Origin of the sequence: Tenuifilum sp. 4138str (genome assembly GCF_041102575.1) — a bacterium.
In the GTDB taxonomy this organism is placed as follows: Bacteria; Bacteroidota; Bacteroidia; order Bacteroidales; family Tenuifilaceae; genus Tenuifilum; species Tenuifilum osseticum.
On record NZ_JBGCUE010000003.1, the window covers coordinates 23,580 to 38,572 of the forward strand.

The window sequence follows — 14,993 nt, forward strand, 5'->3', positions numbered from 1 at the left end:
CTATGGCAAAGAAAACAGCAACTAAGAAAAAAGTAGTTAAGGTTGATCCGGTAGGACAAGCCCATATTCATTCATCGTTTAACAATATCATTGTTACAATGACCAACAGCACCGGTCAGGTTATTTCCTGGTCGTCGGCTGGTAAGATGGGTTTCAAGGGTTCAAAGAAGAATACTCCGTATGCAGGTCAAACTGCAGCAGCCGATTGTGCTAAAGTAGCCTACGATATGGGCTTAAGGAAGGTAAAAGTGTTTGTAAAAGGACCCGGCGCCGGCCGTGAATCGGCTATCCGTACCATCAACTCTACCGGTATTGAGGTAACTGAGATTGTTGATGTTACTCCACTACCACACAATGGCTGCCGCCCTCCTAAACGTCGTAGGGTATAACCATTTTAGTACGAATCAATAAAATTACAAAATAATGGCAAGATATACTGGACCAACAACCAAGATTGCCCGTAAATTCGGAGAGCCCATCTATGGGCCGGATAAGTACTTCGAGAAGAAGAACTATCCTCCCGGGGTTCACGGCTTAATGAAGAAGCGCAAAAAGGTTTCGGAGTACGGAACCCAGCTGCTCGAGAAACAAAAAGCTAAGTACACCTATGGCCTACTTGAGCGTCAGTTTGCTAACCTATTTAAGCAAGCTGCTCGTAGCAAGGGTATCACCGGTGAAATTCTGCTTCAGCTGCTCGAGTCGCGTCTCGATAACGTTGTATACCGTTTGGGCATTGCTCCTTCACGTGCAGCTGCCCGTCAGTTTGTGTTACATAAGCACATAGTTGTAAACGGTAAGGTTGTAAACGTACCCTCATTCAGGTTACGTCCCGGTGATGTTGTTGGCGTTCGTGAACGCTCAAAAACACTCGAAGCTATTACCGATTCCCTTCAGTCCAACCGTCACATCAAGTACTCATGGCTGGAGTGGAATAACGATAAAATGGAAGGCAAATTCATGAACGTACCTGAGCGTTCGGAAATACCTGAGAATATCAAGGAGCAATTAATTGTTGAACTTTACTCTAAGTAATAAAACCTGTACCATATGGCAATACTGGCATTCCAAAAACCCGATAAGGTTATCATGCTTGAATCTACCGATAACTTCGGTAAGTTCGAGTTTCGTCCTCTTGAGCCAGGCTATGGTATCACGGTGGGAAATGCGTTAAGGCGTATTCTGCTATCTTCGCTCGAAGGTTATGCCATTACCTGGATTAAAATACGTGGCGTTGACCACGAGTTTTCAACTATACCCGGTGTAATGGAAGACGTAACCGAGATAGTTCTCAACCTGAAGCAGGTTCGCTTTAAACGAATAGTTGACGGTGTTGACAACGAGAAGGTTACCATAACAATTACGGGGCAGAACGAGTTTAAGGCTGGCTACCTGTCCAACTTCCTTTCAGGATTCAAGGTGCTTAACCCTGAACTGGTTATCTGTCGCATGGAGCCTGATGTTAAGATTGAGATTGAGGTTAACATCAGCAAGGGTAGGGGATATGTTCCCGCTGAGGAAAACAAGCCTGAAGATGCTGAGTTTGGCATCATACCCATTGACTCCATTCACACTCCTATCCGTAATGTTAAGTACTCGATTGAAAACTACCGCGTAGAGCAGAAAACCGACTACGAAAAGCTTATCATCGAGATCAGTACCGATGGCTCTATTCATCCGAAGGATGCGCTGAAGGAGGCTGCTAAGATTCTGATTTACCACTTCATGCTGTTCTCCGATGAAAAGATTACCCTGGAGACCGAGGATAAGTTTGAAACTGAAGAATTCGATGAGGAAATCCTCCACATGCGCCAGCTGCTGAAGCAAAAGCTGGTTGACCTTGACCTGTCAGTTCGCGCATTGAACTGCCTCAAGGCTGCCGATGTGGAAACCCTTGGCGAGCTGGTTCGTTACAACAAGAACGACCTACTCAAGTTCCGTAACTTCGGTAAAAAATCGCTCACCGAACTTGAGGACTTGCTCGATAGCCTGAACCTCTCGTTTGGCATGGATGTATCAAAGTATAAATTGGATAAGGATTAATTACGATGAGACATAACAAAAAATTTAACCATTTAGGCCGTAAGAGCGCTCACCGTAAGGCAATGCTATCGAATATGGCATCGTCGTTGATACTGCACAAGCGTATCACCACTACTGTAGCAAAAGCTAAAGCTTTACGCTCTTATGTTGAGCCACTGATTACCCGGAGCAAGGACGATTCTACACATCAGCGCCGTGTAGTTTTCAGTCATCTTCAAAACAAGCAGGCAGTAACTGAACTTTTCCGTGAGGTGGCTCAGAAAATTGGCGATCGCCCCGGCGGTTATACCCGTATTCTTAAAACCGGTACCCGTATTGGGGACGCTGCCGATATGTGTATTATAGAGTTGGTTGATTATAACACAACTTACGTTAAGGAAACAGCTAAGCCCGCAGCCAAGAAAACCCGTAGGGCTGGCTCAAAAGCTAAAAAGGCTGAAACCGGTAGCGCTAACGTAGTTGCTGAAGAACCAAAATCGGAAAATCAGGATAGCGAAAATGCTACTTCAACTGACGAAAAGGCTGAGTAACACCAGCTTAACAATACTGATTTAGGGATGAGCTTTTAGCTTAATCCCTTTTTTTATCTAACTTTACTTAAAACTACAACAAACTATGGGACAAATTGTAAGCGTTCATGCCCGTGAGATTCTCGATTCCAGGGGCAATCCAACCGTTGAGGTGGATGTGATTACTGAGAGTGGATACTTTGGCCGTGCTGCTGTTCCAAGTGGTGCTTCAACCGGAGTTCATGAGGCCGTTGAGCTTCGCGATGGCGACAAGGGTCGTTACCTTGGCAAGGGCGTGCTTAAGGCGGTTAACAATGTGAACACAATTATAGCCGATGAGATTGTTGGTATGAATGTTCTTGACCAGCAGCTTATCGACGAAACCATGATTAAGCTCGATGGCACTCCCAATAAGGGTAACCTTGGTGCCAATGCAATTCTTGGTGTTTCACTAGCTGTTGCCCATGCCGCAGCTCAGCTTACCAATCAACCCCTTTACCGTTACGTGGGTGGCGTTAATGCTCGTACCCTTCCTATTCCCATGATGAACATCCTAAACGGAGGTTCGCACGCCGATAATAGTATCGACTTCCAGGAGTTTATGATTATGCCCGTTGGTGCCAACTCCTTTGCTGAGGCTATCCGTATGGGCGCTGAGGTTTTCCACAACCTAAAATCAGTTCTCAAAAAGCTTGGATACTCAACCAACGTTGGCGATGAAGGAGGTTTTGCTCCTAACCTGAAATCGAACGAAGAGGCTATCACCGTTATCCTTCAGGCCATTGAAAATGCCGGATACCGCCCAGGCGAGGATATTTACATCGCTCTCGACCCCGCTTCGTCCGAGTACTACCTGCCCGAGGAAAAGGTTTACCACCTGCATAAATCAACTGGCGAGAAGCTAACCCCTGCTCAAATGGTTGATTACTGGAAGAACTGGGTTGACAAGTACCCAATCATTTCCATTGAGGATGGTATGGCCGAGGACGACTGGGATGGCTGGAAGCTAATGACCCAAGCTCTTGGTAACCGCATACAGCTGGTTGGCGACGACCTATTTGTAACCAACGTAGATCGTTTGCAAAAGGGTATCAATATGGGAGTTACCAACAGTATCCTAATCAAGGTTAACCAGATTGGTACATTGACAGAGACAATCAATGCCGTTCGTTTAGCCGACGTTCACTCCATGACCTCAATCATGAGCCACCGCTCAGGCGAAACCGAGGATACTACCATTGCCCACCTGGCTGTGGCCTTAAACACTGGTCTTATCAAAACCGGGTCTGCTTCCCGTTCCGATAGGATTGCTAAGTATAACCAGCTTATACGTATTGAGGAAATGCTTGGCGATGCAGCTATTTACCCAGGTAAGAACTTCAAGTACATCAAAAAATAGTTCGGTTTTTGTAACTTTTCAAAGGCTTCGGAAGTATTATCTGAAGCCTTTTTTTATTTTTAGGGGCTAAATAGTTCCGGCATGGCCTACAAGTCGCTTAGTCATTTTATTGATGTTCTCGAGCAAAACGGTGAACTACTGAGGGTGAAACGTTTTGTTGATCCCGTTCTGGAAATAACCGAAATTACCGATAGGCATTCAAAGCTACCTGGTGGAGGGAAAGCTCTTCTATTTGAGAATACTGGCACCAATTTTCCCGTGCTTACCAATGCCTTGGGTTCCGAGAGAAGAATATGCCTGGCTCTTGGAACCAATAACTTGGAGGCATTGCGCGACGATGTGGGTAGGCTGCTTGAACAGTTTACACGGCCAAGAGGTAGCCTTTGGTCTAAAATCTCGGCATTACCCGAACTTACCCGGGTGGCATCGTGGATGCCAGCAAGCCGGACCGGTAAGGGCATTTGCCAGCAGGTTGTTCATTACAACCCCCATCTTGACATGCTGCCCGTTCTTAAATGCTGGCCACACGATGGGGGTAAGTTTATCACCCTACCCATGGTACACACCGTTGATCCCAATACTGGAACTCGGAATGTTGGGATGTACCGTATGCAAATTTTCGACTCCTCACATACAGGCATGCACTGGCACAAGCATAAAACTGGCGCTAAGCATTTTGAGGAGTATAAGGGCTTAGGCAAGCTAATGCCTATTGCAGTCACTCTTGGTGGCGATCCGGCCTATACCTATGCTGCTACCGCCCCAATGCCTGAGAATGTGGATGAGTACATTCTTGCCGGTTTTTTACGTAAAAAACGGGTAAGGCTGGTTAAGTGCCTAACGGTTGATATTGAAGTACCCGAGGATGTTGACTTTGTAATTGAAGGCTATGTCGATCCTTCCGAGGAACCAGCATGGGAGGGCCCTTTTGGCGATCACACCGGTTTTTACTCCCTGGCCGATTGGTACCCACGCTTCAAGGTGACCTGCATTACCCATCGCGCCGATGCCGTTTACCCGGCCACCATAGTTGGGGTTCCCCCGATGGAAGATGCTTATATAGCCAAGGCAACCGAACGTATCTTTCTTGAACCAATACGCCGAACCCTCCTGCCTGAGTTAACCGATATGGTATTGCCTACCGAAGGGGTTGCCCATAACATTGCCCTGGTTAAAATAAAGGATGAGTTTCAGGGACAGGCTTACCGTGTAATGAACGCACTTTGGGGTGCAGGACAAATGATGTTCAACAAGGTGCTTGTTGCTTTCCCAAATAACATCAATCTTACCGATGGTTACCAAATGCTTAACCATATATGTAGGACTGTAAACCCTCAATTCGACTTGTTTTTCGGGAAAGGCCCACTGGATGTGCTTGACCATTCATCAAATCAGTTTGCTTTTGGTAGCAAGCTGTTTATCGATGCTACTGCGCTTAATTATAGAGAAACTGGTTTCAATATTAATATCGATGATATTAAATCAAGTACCCTAGCATTTTCAAATCATATAGTTGCCTTAAACCTGACACTTATTGAAAAGGACATACCTATTCTAATAGCCTCGGTAAGGAAAAAGGAGATAGAGGATTGGCAGCTTTTTAAGCAGGAGCTCACATTACAGCCTATCTTTCAGGATTTGTTTGCTTTAGTTCTTGTTGATTTGGAAAATCAAATTGATGACCTTTCGCTGGTGCTCTGGTTTTTGTCGGGCAATATCGATCCCTCACGCGATTTATCAATTACACGGGTTAACGGAAGTAACTTGATTTTGATTGATGGGACTCGAAAGGCCTATCCTACCGATAACTTTCCAAGGCTTTGGCCGAACATTGTTACCATGGATGGCGAAACCATTGAAAGGGTTGATCAAATGTGGCATTGGCTCGATATAGGTGAATTCATTGAATCGCCATCGCTTAAGTTCTTTAATCTGAACCAAACCGATGATGCAGTAATGCGAATTCAATAACTTTTTTGTACCTTAGCCTAAACCATGGGGTTGTCTAGATTAGATAAAAAATTACTGCCTAGTTGCGTTGCAGCTCTTTTGCTAGCTGCAACATCTTCGGTTTTTGCTCAAAGGGTAAATGTTACCCTGTTTAACTCCGATAATGGTTTGCCCCAATCGTTTGTAAATGCTTTAATTCAGGACTCCTTAGGCTTCCTGTGGATAGGCACCCAGGATGGTTTATGCCGTTACGATGGTTACGATTTTGTGGTTTTTAACAACAACCCCTACGATAGCCTTTCGCTCTCCAATAACTACGTAAATCATTTGGTTGAGGGTGTAAATGGTGAACTTTGGATAGCAACCCGTAGTGGGCTTAATAGGTTTAACCGAAAAACAGGAAAGGTTAAGGTTTACTACAATCAAGCAAATAACCCAAGGTCGCTGTCGTCCAATATGATACTTAGGGTGTACCGCGACCGGAGTAATAGGATTTGGGTAAAAACCATTGATGCCTTACATTTATACAACCCAACAACCAACGATTTTACCCGATTCCCGCATTTCAACGATATTTTTAACATATCACAAACATCCGATTTGTCGCCGATTTTTGAGGATTCAAACGAACGACTTTGGGTTGGCACAAAGGACGGACTATTCTATTTCGATAAAGAGCGTCTAGTTTTTAAAAGGTACTCCGAAGATCCAGCTAATCCAAATTCCATTTGGGGTAATAGGGTTAATGCAATTACTGAGGGTTTAAACGGGAAATTGCTAATTGGTACCGATAAGGGGATAAATGAGTTTGACTTTCGTACGCAGAAATTTCGCAGAGTAATCCTTACACTTAACGACCCTTCCAACAAATCGTTGACTACTGGAATTCAGTTCCTGGGTTATGATAACGATTCCTCCCTTTGGGTTGGGAGCGTGGGAGGATTGGGTAAATTACTTCCAAACGGTACATTTATTAAGAACAATAGTATTTATAGCAACAATTTACCGGTAAATATTTTAAATGTATCAACGGTGCTTCGCGATAGGACGGGAGTACTGTGGATTGGTTCGCAAACCGGGTTGGTTAAGGTAAACCCCTTTGAGCACCGTATTGGTGGGTATAGTAAGGATCCAAACGGGCGGAATCTTTTCTCAAATAACGTTGTTGCATCGGTACTTGAAAACACTGACGGTAATATCTGGGTTGGAACATGGGGTAGCGGTTTGCATATCTTCAGCCCCACTACTGGTGAAAACCGACACTACTGGTCGGGAGGTGGCAACTACATTCCTAATGATTTTATTCATTCCCTTTACCAAACACGCGATGGTAGGGTACTTGTAGGCACACGCAATGGGGTTTTTCAATATCTTCCTTCATCGAGGCAGTTTGTCGACTTTTTTGAGAGGAACAATGTGTATGTGGGCGATCTGTTTAAGAACAACAGGGTTTACTCCATTACTGAGGATTTACAGGATAGAGTTTGGTTTGCCACCCGGCAGGGATTGCATTGCTTGAAAGGTGGAAATCTCATAAGTTTCTATGCCAGAAGGGGTGATTCCCTTTCGTTACCGGGAAATGAGGTTTACGATGTGGTTGCCGACAAAAATGCTAATGTTTGGGTGGCAACAATTTCAGGACTTTGCCGAATTTCAGCCGATTTGAGAACCATTGAAAAATTTTCATTCAATGGCAATAAAAGTACGTTGCCTTTCGAAGTGCTTTGCCTTTACATTGCCAGGAACGAAACGGTTTGGGTTGGTACTACCAGCGGTTTATTCTGGATTAACCCAAAAGGGAAAAATGTTTTGCATTCGGTTGTACTACCCGATGTTAAAATCAGGCTTATAAACGATATTCTGGAGGATGATCGTGGTCGATTCTGGATTAGCACCAATAAGGGATTGGTTCTGTATAATCCTCTTTCCAATTTGGTTAAGGTGTTCAATAACTCCGATGGGCTTTTTAGCAATGAGCTAAACATAAACGCATCGTTTAAGAATAGTAAAGGGAGGATGTACTTTGGGAGTATCGACGGTGTTAACGTATTCCATCCCGATTCAATTCCTACCAATAAGGTTGCTCCAAATGTTTGTATTACTTATATTCAGGTGTACAGTAAGTCGGGTAATACCGAAATTATCCCGTATCAGCTAAATTATCTAAAAATTCCTGATGATTTTAGCAACCTAACCTTCACAATTGCAGCCCTTGATTTTGTTCAACCCAACAAAAATTCGTACCGCTATCAGCTTGTTGGTCACGATAGCCGTTGGGTTGAGCTGGGAAATACTAACAAAATTACTTTTTCAAACCTTTCTGAAGGCGACTACGAGCTAAGAATTATGGGTTCCAATAGCGATCAGGTTTGGACTACAGAATATAAATCGCTAAGGATTCGTGCTGTTGCACCTTGGTGGCGTTCGCGGATTGCCAAGTGGATTTATGGGGTTATTGTACTAATTTCTCTCTTGGTATGGGCCATTCGTAGAAATAAGCATTTGCGTGAAATTAACCGTTTACTCAATGAACGTGAAACTGTGCTTGAGGAACTTAGGTTGCAGAAGGACGAGCTGGCCTTTAAGAATAAGAATATCACCGATAGTATTAACTACGCAAAACGTATTCAGGAATCGATGCTTCCCTCCATTAGCCGATTTAAGGAATATGTACCTGAGTCGTTTGTGATTTTTAAACCTAAGGATATTGTTAGCGGTGATTTCTACTGGGTGAACGAGACCCGTAACAAAACCTTTATTGCTGTGGTCGACTGTACAGGTCACGGCGTTCCCGGTGCGTTCATGTCAATCATCGGTATTGAGCTGCTTAGAAATATCACCAACGTTGAAGGCGTTGACGATGCTGCCGAAATACTTAACAGGCTTAGCGTGGCCATTCATAACACATTTGCTACCAGTAATCTTGAAACTACTGAGGGAATAAAGGTTAAGGATGGTATGGATGTGTCGTTTTGTGTTATCGACAAGGAGTATAACATGTTGCAGTTTGCTGGCGCCTTTTCAAACCTTTTCCTGGTTCGCGATGGAAAGCTAATGGAGATCAAGGGCGACAGGTACTCCGTGGGTATGGCAAATGAGCTAGGACATAGTCAGTTCAGCAGCTACTTCATTCCAATCCAACCAAACGACACAATTTACATGTTTACCGATGGAATTGTCGATCAGTTTGGAGGCCCGGAGGGTAAGAAGTTCAAATACCGCAGGTTTAGACACCTTCTTTTGAGTAACTATATGAAGCCTATCGAATTGCAAAGGACTATTATTGAAAAAACTATTAACGATTGGATGGGTAACCTTGAGCAGGTTGACGATATGCTAATTATAGGTATTAAACCAGAGCTAAGCTGTATGTTCTAGTATTGTTTACTGGTGATAATGCCTAAAATTCCGGTTCTATTTACTCTTTTACTTTACCCCATGCTGCTTTCGTTTCTGGTCCAAACCCCATGTCCAGAAACAACCACCACCGCTCGATTCCGGAATGCTTAACTTTTTCTTTTTTTGCTTACAACCCCAGAACAGGTTAAAGCCAAACCTTAGGTTTGCATTTCGTACCCTTTCCGGGTAGAATGGGGCAAGCAGGTTATCGGCAAGAATGTAAAACTGAAAGCTTTCACCCCCAATGTTAAAAGCGGCTCCAATGTTGGCAAAAGAGCCGTTCATCACAGAGTAGGTTAATGAAACCGATGAACCTTTCTTGGCCATAGCAATGGCCGATAGGGTTAGTCCTACCACGGGTCTGCCCGGATACCACTCGGTTCTTACATGTGCACCCGCAAGTAGTTGTGGGGTAAATGCGTAAGTGCCTCCAAAATAGGCTTTAGGGTTTAAAAATGACACAAAGCTACCGTTTGAGTGCTGGAATTGAACCTGGTTGTTTATGGAATCGGCAAGCATGTCGATATAGGCGTCGGGGTTGGTAAGGTCGGCAGGGGTGGCACCACGGTAAACAAAATGGCCATCGTTGGTAAAGCGCGAGGTGCTTTTGAGCCACCATATAAATCCTAAGTCCAGAATGCTACCACTCCATGTAATAGGGTCGTTGGGCTTTACAAAGCCCAAGTCGAATGCAAGCCCCGGATTGCTGAAGTTAAGGGAGAATGGCAATGGGCTAAATGCCCCTGCGCTAACTCCGGTAACATTCCCTGCAGCATCGGTAGTTACCCCTATGGGGTAAGCTACGTTTACCTGTGGATTCCAACGGGCATTAATATTGTGGGTTAAGGCATCTATCTCAATATCAACGCTATTCCTTTTGGTGTAAAGGCCTGCAAGACCGAACAGAATTTTGGCATGGGCGCCAACAAGCACATCGCCACGTAACCGGGTGGAGTAGCCAAATGAAAACTCCCTGTAGTAAAAGCTGTTTAGGCCGGGATTGGAGGTTACTAGCCCATTGCCCACGTACTGCGTATTCCCGTTAGCAAAAAGCGACATCAAACGTTTCGATACAAATAGCTTACTCTCCACTCGCTCAGTCCAGGCAAAGTTAAAGTACTGGTCGTTGTCGTACATAAATCCGAACGAAACGGGTGTGTAGTGGAGTTCCTCCGATAGGTAGTCCCAGCTATGCATTTGCCCAACAAGGGCAGGAAAGTTAATGGTACCTGTTCCGTTTGCAATATCATTATAGGAATAACCGGTAGAGTTCAGGTTTAGGTGTAACGACGAAAGGAAAGGCACACCTACATATACCGGACAATCAATCTGAACTGCTGGGTTTATTAGGTTCGATTGTGGTATGCGATGCATAAAGAAAAGCGAGTTGCTTTGCTGTGCCCATGCCAATGTATAAGCAAAAAATAAAGCGGAGAGAGTGGTAAATCGCAGTAACATACCCTAATTATTTTTGATAGTTTTGAAATCGACACGTGCAGCCAGCTGTACTTTTAGCTTGTAACGGTCAAAATATTGGATATTCTGCTCAGTAACACCTTCTTCAGTAATTACCAATCCGGCCCTAACCACTGCTGTGGCCGCGTTTTGCCATAAGTCGATACGGTTTTGGTCAAAATCAACCTGATACGATTCAAACTTGGTGCCCACCACGTTGCCATTTGAGTATATCTCGGCTGCAGGAACACTGGCCGGTTGTGCAAACAGTGAGTCTAACTTATTTTGGCCGCTGTCAAGTATCCATATTTGGGCATTCCCTTGTAGTGGAAACTCGTTCCAAATGTTAACGCGTATCATTATGTAGCTAATCAGATCGGACTGATTGTAAACCTCATTTAGGTTAATTGCAAAGGTATCCTGTATGTAAACATAGTTGTGTTTTGCCCAGTCAGGAACATTCTCGGTCAGGTTTACAACTGGTACGCCAAGGGTTTCAAGCGATTTACTGAGATTAAATTCACCCTCACCAACCGGTAAGGAAATTGAAGGAGCAAAGCTTACCGTATCGGGTAAAGGTTCAATGTTTTTTGTGCAGCACGTGAGGGATGTAATAAAAACAACCCATATGCTAGTTTTTACTCCAATTTTAAATATCATTCTCATTTAATAGTGTTTTTCTTTAACTATAACGCAATGCAATCAGTTTTATGTTTCTATAACCCGTATTCGCCAGTTGAAAAACCTAATGATGAATCGACTAAAAAATCTAATCATTCCGACTCAAAGTCACTCGTTTAACGCTTCACGTTAAACGAACTTAAGTTTTCTCTAACTTCCTCAACTCCATCACATTCCGATCATTTCGATCATTCCGACTCATTCCGATTATTCCGCCCCAAAGTCACTCGTTTAACGCTTCACGGTTCACGTTTAACGCGCTCAAGTTTCCTCTAACTTCCTCTAACTTCCTCTACCTTCCTTTAACTTCTTCTTATTCCGATCATTCCGACTCATTCCGACTCATTCCTCTAAAACCACCCCCTCCCCATTTTTACCAGCCCAGTTGAGTTTTTAATTCATGGAACTTCGGTTTAACATTTTTATAAAGCATTGTAATTTACGATATTTGATTAAATGGTCAAGTGTGATGTTGATAAAAAATTGAAGCATAATGATAAATGGCTAACTTTGTAATTCTAAAAGGAGATTCAAGTCATGGCAGGATTCAAGTTTTTTAGTATACCAAAGCCCAAGGGTTTTAGGTATAAACCTATATACTACAATGAGCAAAAGGAGGAGATGCGTGAGCGTGAGGAACGGATTAGGAAGGAATTGGGGCTCACCGATAAGGATAAACCTTTTGTTCCAAGCATCAGGGGGCAGTTTCAACGCGCACGAAAAATTAGTAGACCCTCGAGCGGGCAGTCGAATATCAGGTTATTGATTATTATTGCAATTCTTCTGCTAATCAGTTACTTCGTATTTTTCCGCTAGTATGGCCGATGTAATTCAACTGTTACCCGATTCCATTGCCAATCAGATTGCTGCGGGCGAGGTGGTTCAGCGTCCGGCCTCGGTGGTTAAGGAACTCCTGGAAAACTCCATCGATGCTGGGGCTCGTAATATCAACCTAATTGTCAGGGAGGGTGGTAAAGGTTTAATTCAGGTGATTGACGATGGGGTGGGAATGAGCGAAACCGACGCAAGGCTTTGCTTTGAGCGCCATGCCACCTCCAAGATTCGCGAGGCAGCCGACCTCTTTAACATCCGAACCATGGGTTTTAGGGGCGAGGCACTGGCATCCATTGCTGCTGTTGCCGAGGTTGAGCTACGAACCCGCCGGGCTGTTGATGAGGTTGGAACGGAGGTTAACATTTCGGCTTCGGAACTTGTTAACCAGCAGCCGGTGGCCTGTTCTATCGGCACCCAAATTGCGGTTAAAAATCTCTTTTTCAATGTGCCCGCAAGGCGCAAGTTCCTTAAAAGCGATTCCGTGGAGCTTAAGCATATTATAACCGAGTTTCAGAGGGTTGCATTGGCCTACCCCGAAGTGGCTTTCAGTTTGAGTCACAATGGTTCAGAACTCTACAGGCTGCCAGCATCGGGATTGAAGCAAAGGATTATTGGCCTATTTGGCAAGACCATAAACCAACACCTTGTGGATTGCTCCACGCAAACATCAATAGTTAATATTGGTGGTTATATAGGTAAGCCCGAAGGGGCTAAGAAAACTGCAGGCGAACAGTTCTTTTTTGTGAATGGCCGTTTCATGAAGAACCCTTTCCTGCACAAGGCTGTGTTGAACGCATATAACCGCTTACTACCACCCGATACCTACCCCTCATATTTCATTTACTTTGATATCGATCCGCAGTCCATTGATGTTAACATACACCCCACAAAAACCGAAATTAAGTTTGAGGACGAGCGAATGATCTGGCAGATATTACATGCTGCTGTACGGGAATCGCTTGGGAAATTCTCTGTGGTGCCTCCAATCGATTTTGATTCTGCTCCAGGATTCGATATCCCATACCTTCCCAAGAATGCACCGGTAACTTTTCCTACCATTGACGTTGACCCCTCCTACAACCCTTTCGATGAGCATAACAGGAATGTTCGTAAGCCTCATAGCGCCGATAAATCGCGTGAATCGGCAACCGGCTGGGAGCAACTTTTTACCGATTTACCCCAGGATCCAACCCCTATTCAAACCCGAATCGAAACCTTTGAATCGGAAGGGATGCTGAGTAAAGCTCCCGAAAACACCAACCGTTTTTACCAGTTTAAGGGCAAGTACATACTTACCACCGTAAAGTCGGGGCTGATGTTGATTGATCAAAAACGTGCTCATGAGCGCATACTTTACGAGCAGTATATAAGCGGCATGCAAGCCGATATAAACCTGAAACAGCGCGAGCTGTTTCCACAGGCCATTGAGCTGCTACCTGCCGACTTTGAGCTGCTGATGAGCAAGGCCGATGAGCTGTCGCGTTTGGGTATGGAAATCAGCAACTTAAACCACAACACAATAAGCGTGAATAGTATGCCGGTTAGCTCATCGGTTACCGATCCCGCAAAGCTGGTTGAAAACCTGCTTGCCATTATGCACGAGAACCAAGCCCTACCGTTCGACGATGCTAAACATCGCATTGCGCTTACCATGGCCAAAGCATCGGCTATTGGATACGGTAAACAGTTAAGTCAGTTTGAAATGCAGGAGATAGTCGATAAACTTTTTGCATGCCATGAACCAAACCTTACCCCTGATGGCAAAAAGATAATTATAATACTTGAATTGGACGATATTGACAGCCGGTTTAAGTAAACCCTAAACATTTTCTGATTACTAATGTTAACTCAATTCATAACACTAATAAGATGATATTCGGAAACAGAAATATTTTTAGCTCAACGCCCCCTGTGGTGATGAACCTAATTATGATTAACGTGGTAATGCTGGTAGTAACCTGGGTGATGGCAAACACGTTTGGAATTGATTTAAATCGTATTCTTGGTGTTTATCCCCCGGGCTCACCTAACTTTCGCCCTTACCAGATTGTTACCCACATGTTCATGCATGGTGGATTATTTCACCTCTTCTTCAACATGTTTGCCCTTTGGATGTTCGGTCGAATCCTGGAACAGGTTTGGGGTAGCCGCCGCTTTTTTATCTACTACATGGTAACCGGCCTAGGGGCAGTAACCATACATCTTTTGGTTAACTACCTCCACATTTCAGCTATCCAGAACGATGCTATGGCCATGCTAAACACCCCGTCGCCCGATGCTTTTGCTGCATTTGTTACCCGCCATTTCCCTGAATACTACGATCAGGTTTATGCCCAGTTTCTGGATAAATGGTACTTGTTCCCAAACAGCCCGGTTTATGCCGATCAGGCTGCTGAATATACCCGTCAACTGATTGCGCTGCAGCAGGGCATACCAACCGTTGGAGCTTCCGGTGCAGTTTACGGTGTGCTGCTTGCCTTTGGGGTTCTGTTCCCAAACACTGTACTGATGTTGCTTTTCCCACCTATCCCGATTAAGGCTAAGTGGATGGTAATTATTTACGGCGGTTTGGAGCTATACTTGGGTTTAACCCAACCCGGGAGTAGTATTGCCCACTTTGCTCACCTGGGTGGTATGATTTTTGGCTTTATTCTCATCAAGCTTTGGCAAAGGCGCACCGATGTATTTTATTAGTGTTGATATTTAGCCAAAAATCGGTTAACTTT

The 14,993-nt window shown here is 44.3% G+C and carries 12 protein-coding genes; 10 read left to right on the forward strand and 2 right to left on the reverse strand.

What is annotated here, in order from left to right; genetic code table 11:
• The first annotated feature begins 2 nt into the window (after positions 1 to 2).
• From rpsK to AB6811_RS03750, 7 genes are all read left to right on the forward strand, one after another.
• Complete coding sequence (gene rpsK, locus AB6811_RS03720; RefSeq protein ID WP_369489106.1) at positions 3 to 389, forward strand: 30S ribosomal protein S11; 387 nt, start codon at positions 3 to 5, stop codon at positions 387 to 389.
• Between the two features lie 34 nt (positions 390 to 423).
• Positions 424 to 1,032, forward strand: a complete 609-nt coding sequence (rpsD, locus tag AB6811_RS03725) for a 30S ribosomal protein S4 (RefSeq protein ID WP_369489107.1) — start codon at positions 424 to 426, stop codon at positions 1,030 to 1,032.
• Positions 1,033 to 1,047: 15 nt separating this feature from the next.
• Positions 1,048 to 2,040: a DNA-directed RNA polymerase subunit alpha gene (locus tag AB6811_RS03730; protein WP_369489108.1), complete on the forward strand. Its 993-nt coding sequence runs from the start codon at positions 1,048 to 1,050 to the stop codon at positions 2,038 to 2,040.
• 5 nt (positions 2,041 to 2,045) lie between these two features.
• Positions 2,046 to 2,570, forward strand: coding sequence for a 50S ribosomal protein L17 (gene rplQ / locus AB6811_RS03735; RefSeq protein WP_369489109.1), 525 nt, complete (start codon positions 2,046 to 2,048; stop codon positions 2,568 to 2,570).
• 85 nt (positions 2,571 to 2,655) lie between these two features.
• On the forward strand, positions 2,656 to 3,948 hold the full coding sequence (gene eno, locus AB6811_RS03740; RefSeq protein ID WP_369489110.1) for a phosphopyruvate hydratase: 1,293 nt from the start codon (positions 2,656 to 2,658) through the stop codon (positions 3,946 to 3,948).
• Between the two features lie 81 nt (positions 3,949 to 4,029).
• A complete protein-coding gene (locus AB6811_RS03745; protein ID WP_369489111.1) occupies positions 4,030 to 5,919 on the forward strand; it encodes a menaquinone biosynthesis decarboxylase in 1,890 nt (629 codons plus the stop codon).
• A 24-nt stretch (positions 5,920 to 5,943) separates the two neighbouring features.
• Complete coding sequence (locus AB6811_RS03750) at positions 5,944 to 9,276, forward strand: ligand-binding sensor domain-containing protein (RefSeq protein ID WP_369489112.1); 3,333 nt, start codon at positions 5,944 to 5,946, stop codon at positions 9,274 to 9,276.
• A gap of 48 nt (positions 9,277 to 9,324) precedes the next feature.
• On the opposite strand, the gene AB6811_RS03755 is transcribed toward AB6811_RS03750, so the two are convergent.
• Together AB6811_RS03755 and AB6811_RS03760 are read right to left on the reverse strand one after the other, a co-directional pair.
• Positions 9,325 to 10,755 (reverse strand): DUF5723 family protein, encoded by a 1,431-nt coding sequence (locus tag AB6811_RS03755; protein WP_369489113.1) that lies wholly within the window; start codon positions 10,753 to 10,755, stop codon positions 9,325 to 9,327.
• Positions 10,756 to 10,758: 3 nt separating this feature from the next.
• Positions 10,759 to 11,418, reverse strand: a complete 660-nt coding sequence (locus tag AB6811_RS03760; RefSeq protein WP_369489114.1) for a hypothetical protein — start codon at positions 11,416 to 11,418, stop codon at positions 10,759 to 10,761.
• A gap of 552 nt (positions 11,419 to 11,970) precedes the next feature.
• Here AB6811_RS03760 and AB6811_RS03765 point away from each other — a divergent pair.
• Genes AB6811_RS03765 through AB6811_RS03775 form a run of 3 tightly spaced genes read left to right on the forward strand, consistent with a single transcriptional unit; the run spans position 11,971 to position 14,961 of the window.
• Entirely contained in the window at positions 11,971 to 12,249 is a 279-nt protein-coding gene (locus AB6811_RS03765) for a hypothetical protein (protein ID WP_369489115.1), read from the forward strand.
• A gap of 1 nt (position 12,250) precedes the next feature.
• Complete coding sequence (gene mutL, locus AB6811_RS03770) at positions 12,251 to 14,083, forward strand: DNA mismatch repair endonuclease MutL (protein WP_369489116.1); 1,833 nt, start codon at positions 12,251 to 12,253, stop codon at positions 14,081 to 14,083.
• A gap of 53 nt (positions 14,084 to 14,136) precedes the next feature.
• Positions 14,137 to 14,961 (forward strand): rhomboid family intramembrane serine protease, encoded by an 825-nt coding sequence (locus AB6811_RS03775; RefSeq protein WP_369489117.1) that lies wholly within the window; start codon positions 14,137 to 14,139, stop codon positions 14,959 to 14,961.
• Positions 14,962 to 14,993 lie beyond the last annotated feature (32 nt).

Coding starts and splice junctions, on each gene's coding strand:
- AB6811_RS03730 (WP_369489108.1), top strand. CDS start 1,048: ATGGCAATACTGGCATTCCAAAAACCCGATAAGGTTATCATGCTTGAA.
- AB6811_RS03755 (WP_369489113.1), bottom strand. CDS start 10,755: ATGTTACTGCGATTTACCACTCTCTCCGCTTTATTTTTTGCTTATACA.
- AB6811_RS03765 (WP_369489115.1), top strand. CDS start 11,971: ATGGCAGGATTCAAGTTTTTTAGTATACCAAAGCCCAAGGGTTTTAGG.
- rpsK (WP_369489106.1), top strand. CDS start 3: ATGGCAAAGAAAACAGCAACTAAGAAAAAAGTAGTTAAGGTTGATCCG.
- rplQ (WP_369489109.1), top strand. CDS start 2,046: ATGAGACATAACAAAAAATTTAACCATTTAGGCCGTAAGAGCGCTCAC.
- AB6811_RS03750 (WP_369489112.1), top strand. CDS start 5,944: ATGGGGTTGTCTAGATTAGATAAAAAATTACTGCCTAGTTGCGTTGCA.
- AB6811_RS03775 (WP_369489117.1), top strand. CDS start 14,137: ATGATATTCGGAAACAGAAATATTTTTAGCTCAACGCCCCCTGTGGTG.
- AB6811_RS03745 (WP_369489111.1), top strand. CDS start 4,030: ATGGCCTACAAGTCGCTTAGTCATTTTATTGATGTTCTCGAGCAAAAC.
- AB6811_RS03760 (WP_369489114.1), bottom strand. CDS start 11,418: ATGAGAATGATATTTAAAATTGGAGTAAAAACTAGCATATGGGTTGTT.
- rpsD (WP_369489107.1), top strand. CDS start 424: ATGGCAAGATATACTGGACCAACAACCAAGATTGCCCGTAAATTCGGA.
- mutL (WP_369489116.1), top strand. CDS start 12,251: ATGGCCGATGTAATTCAACTGTTACCCGATTCCATTGCCAATCAGATT.
- eno (WP_369489110.1), top strand. CDS start 2,656: ATGGGACAAATTGTAAGCGTTCATGCCCGTGAGATTCTCGATTCCAGG.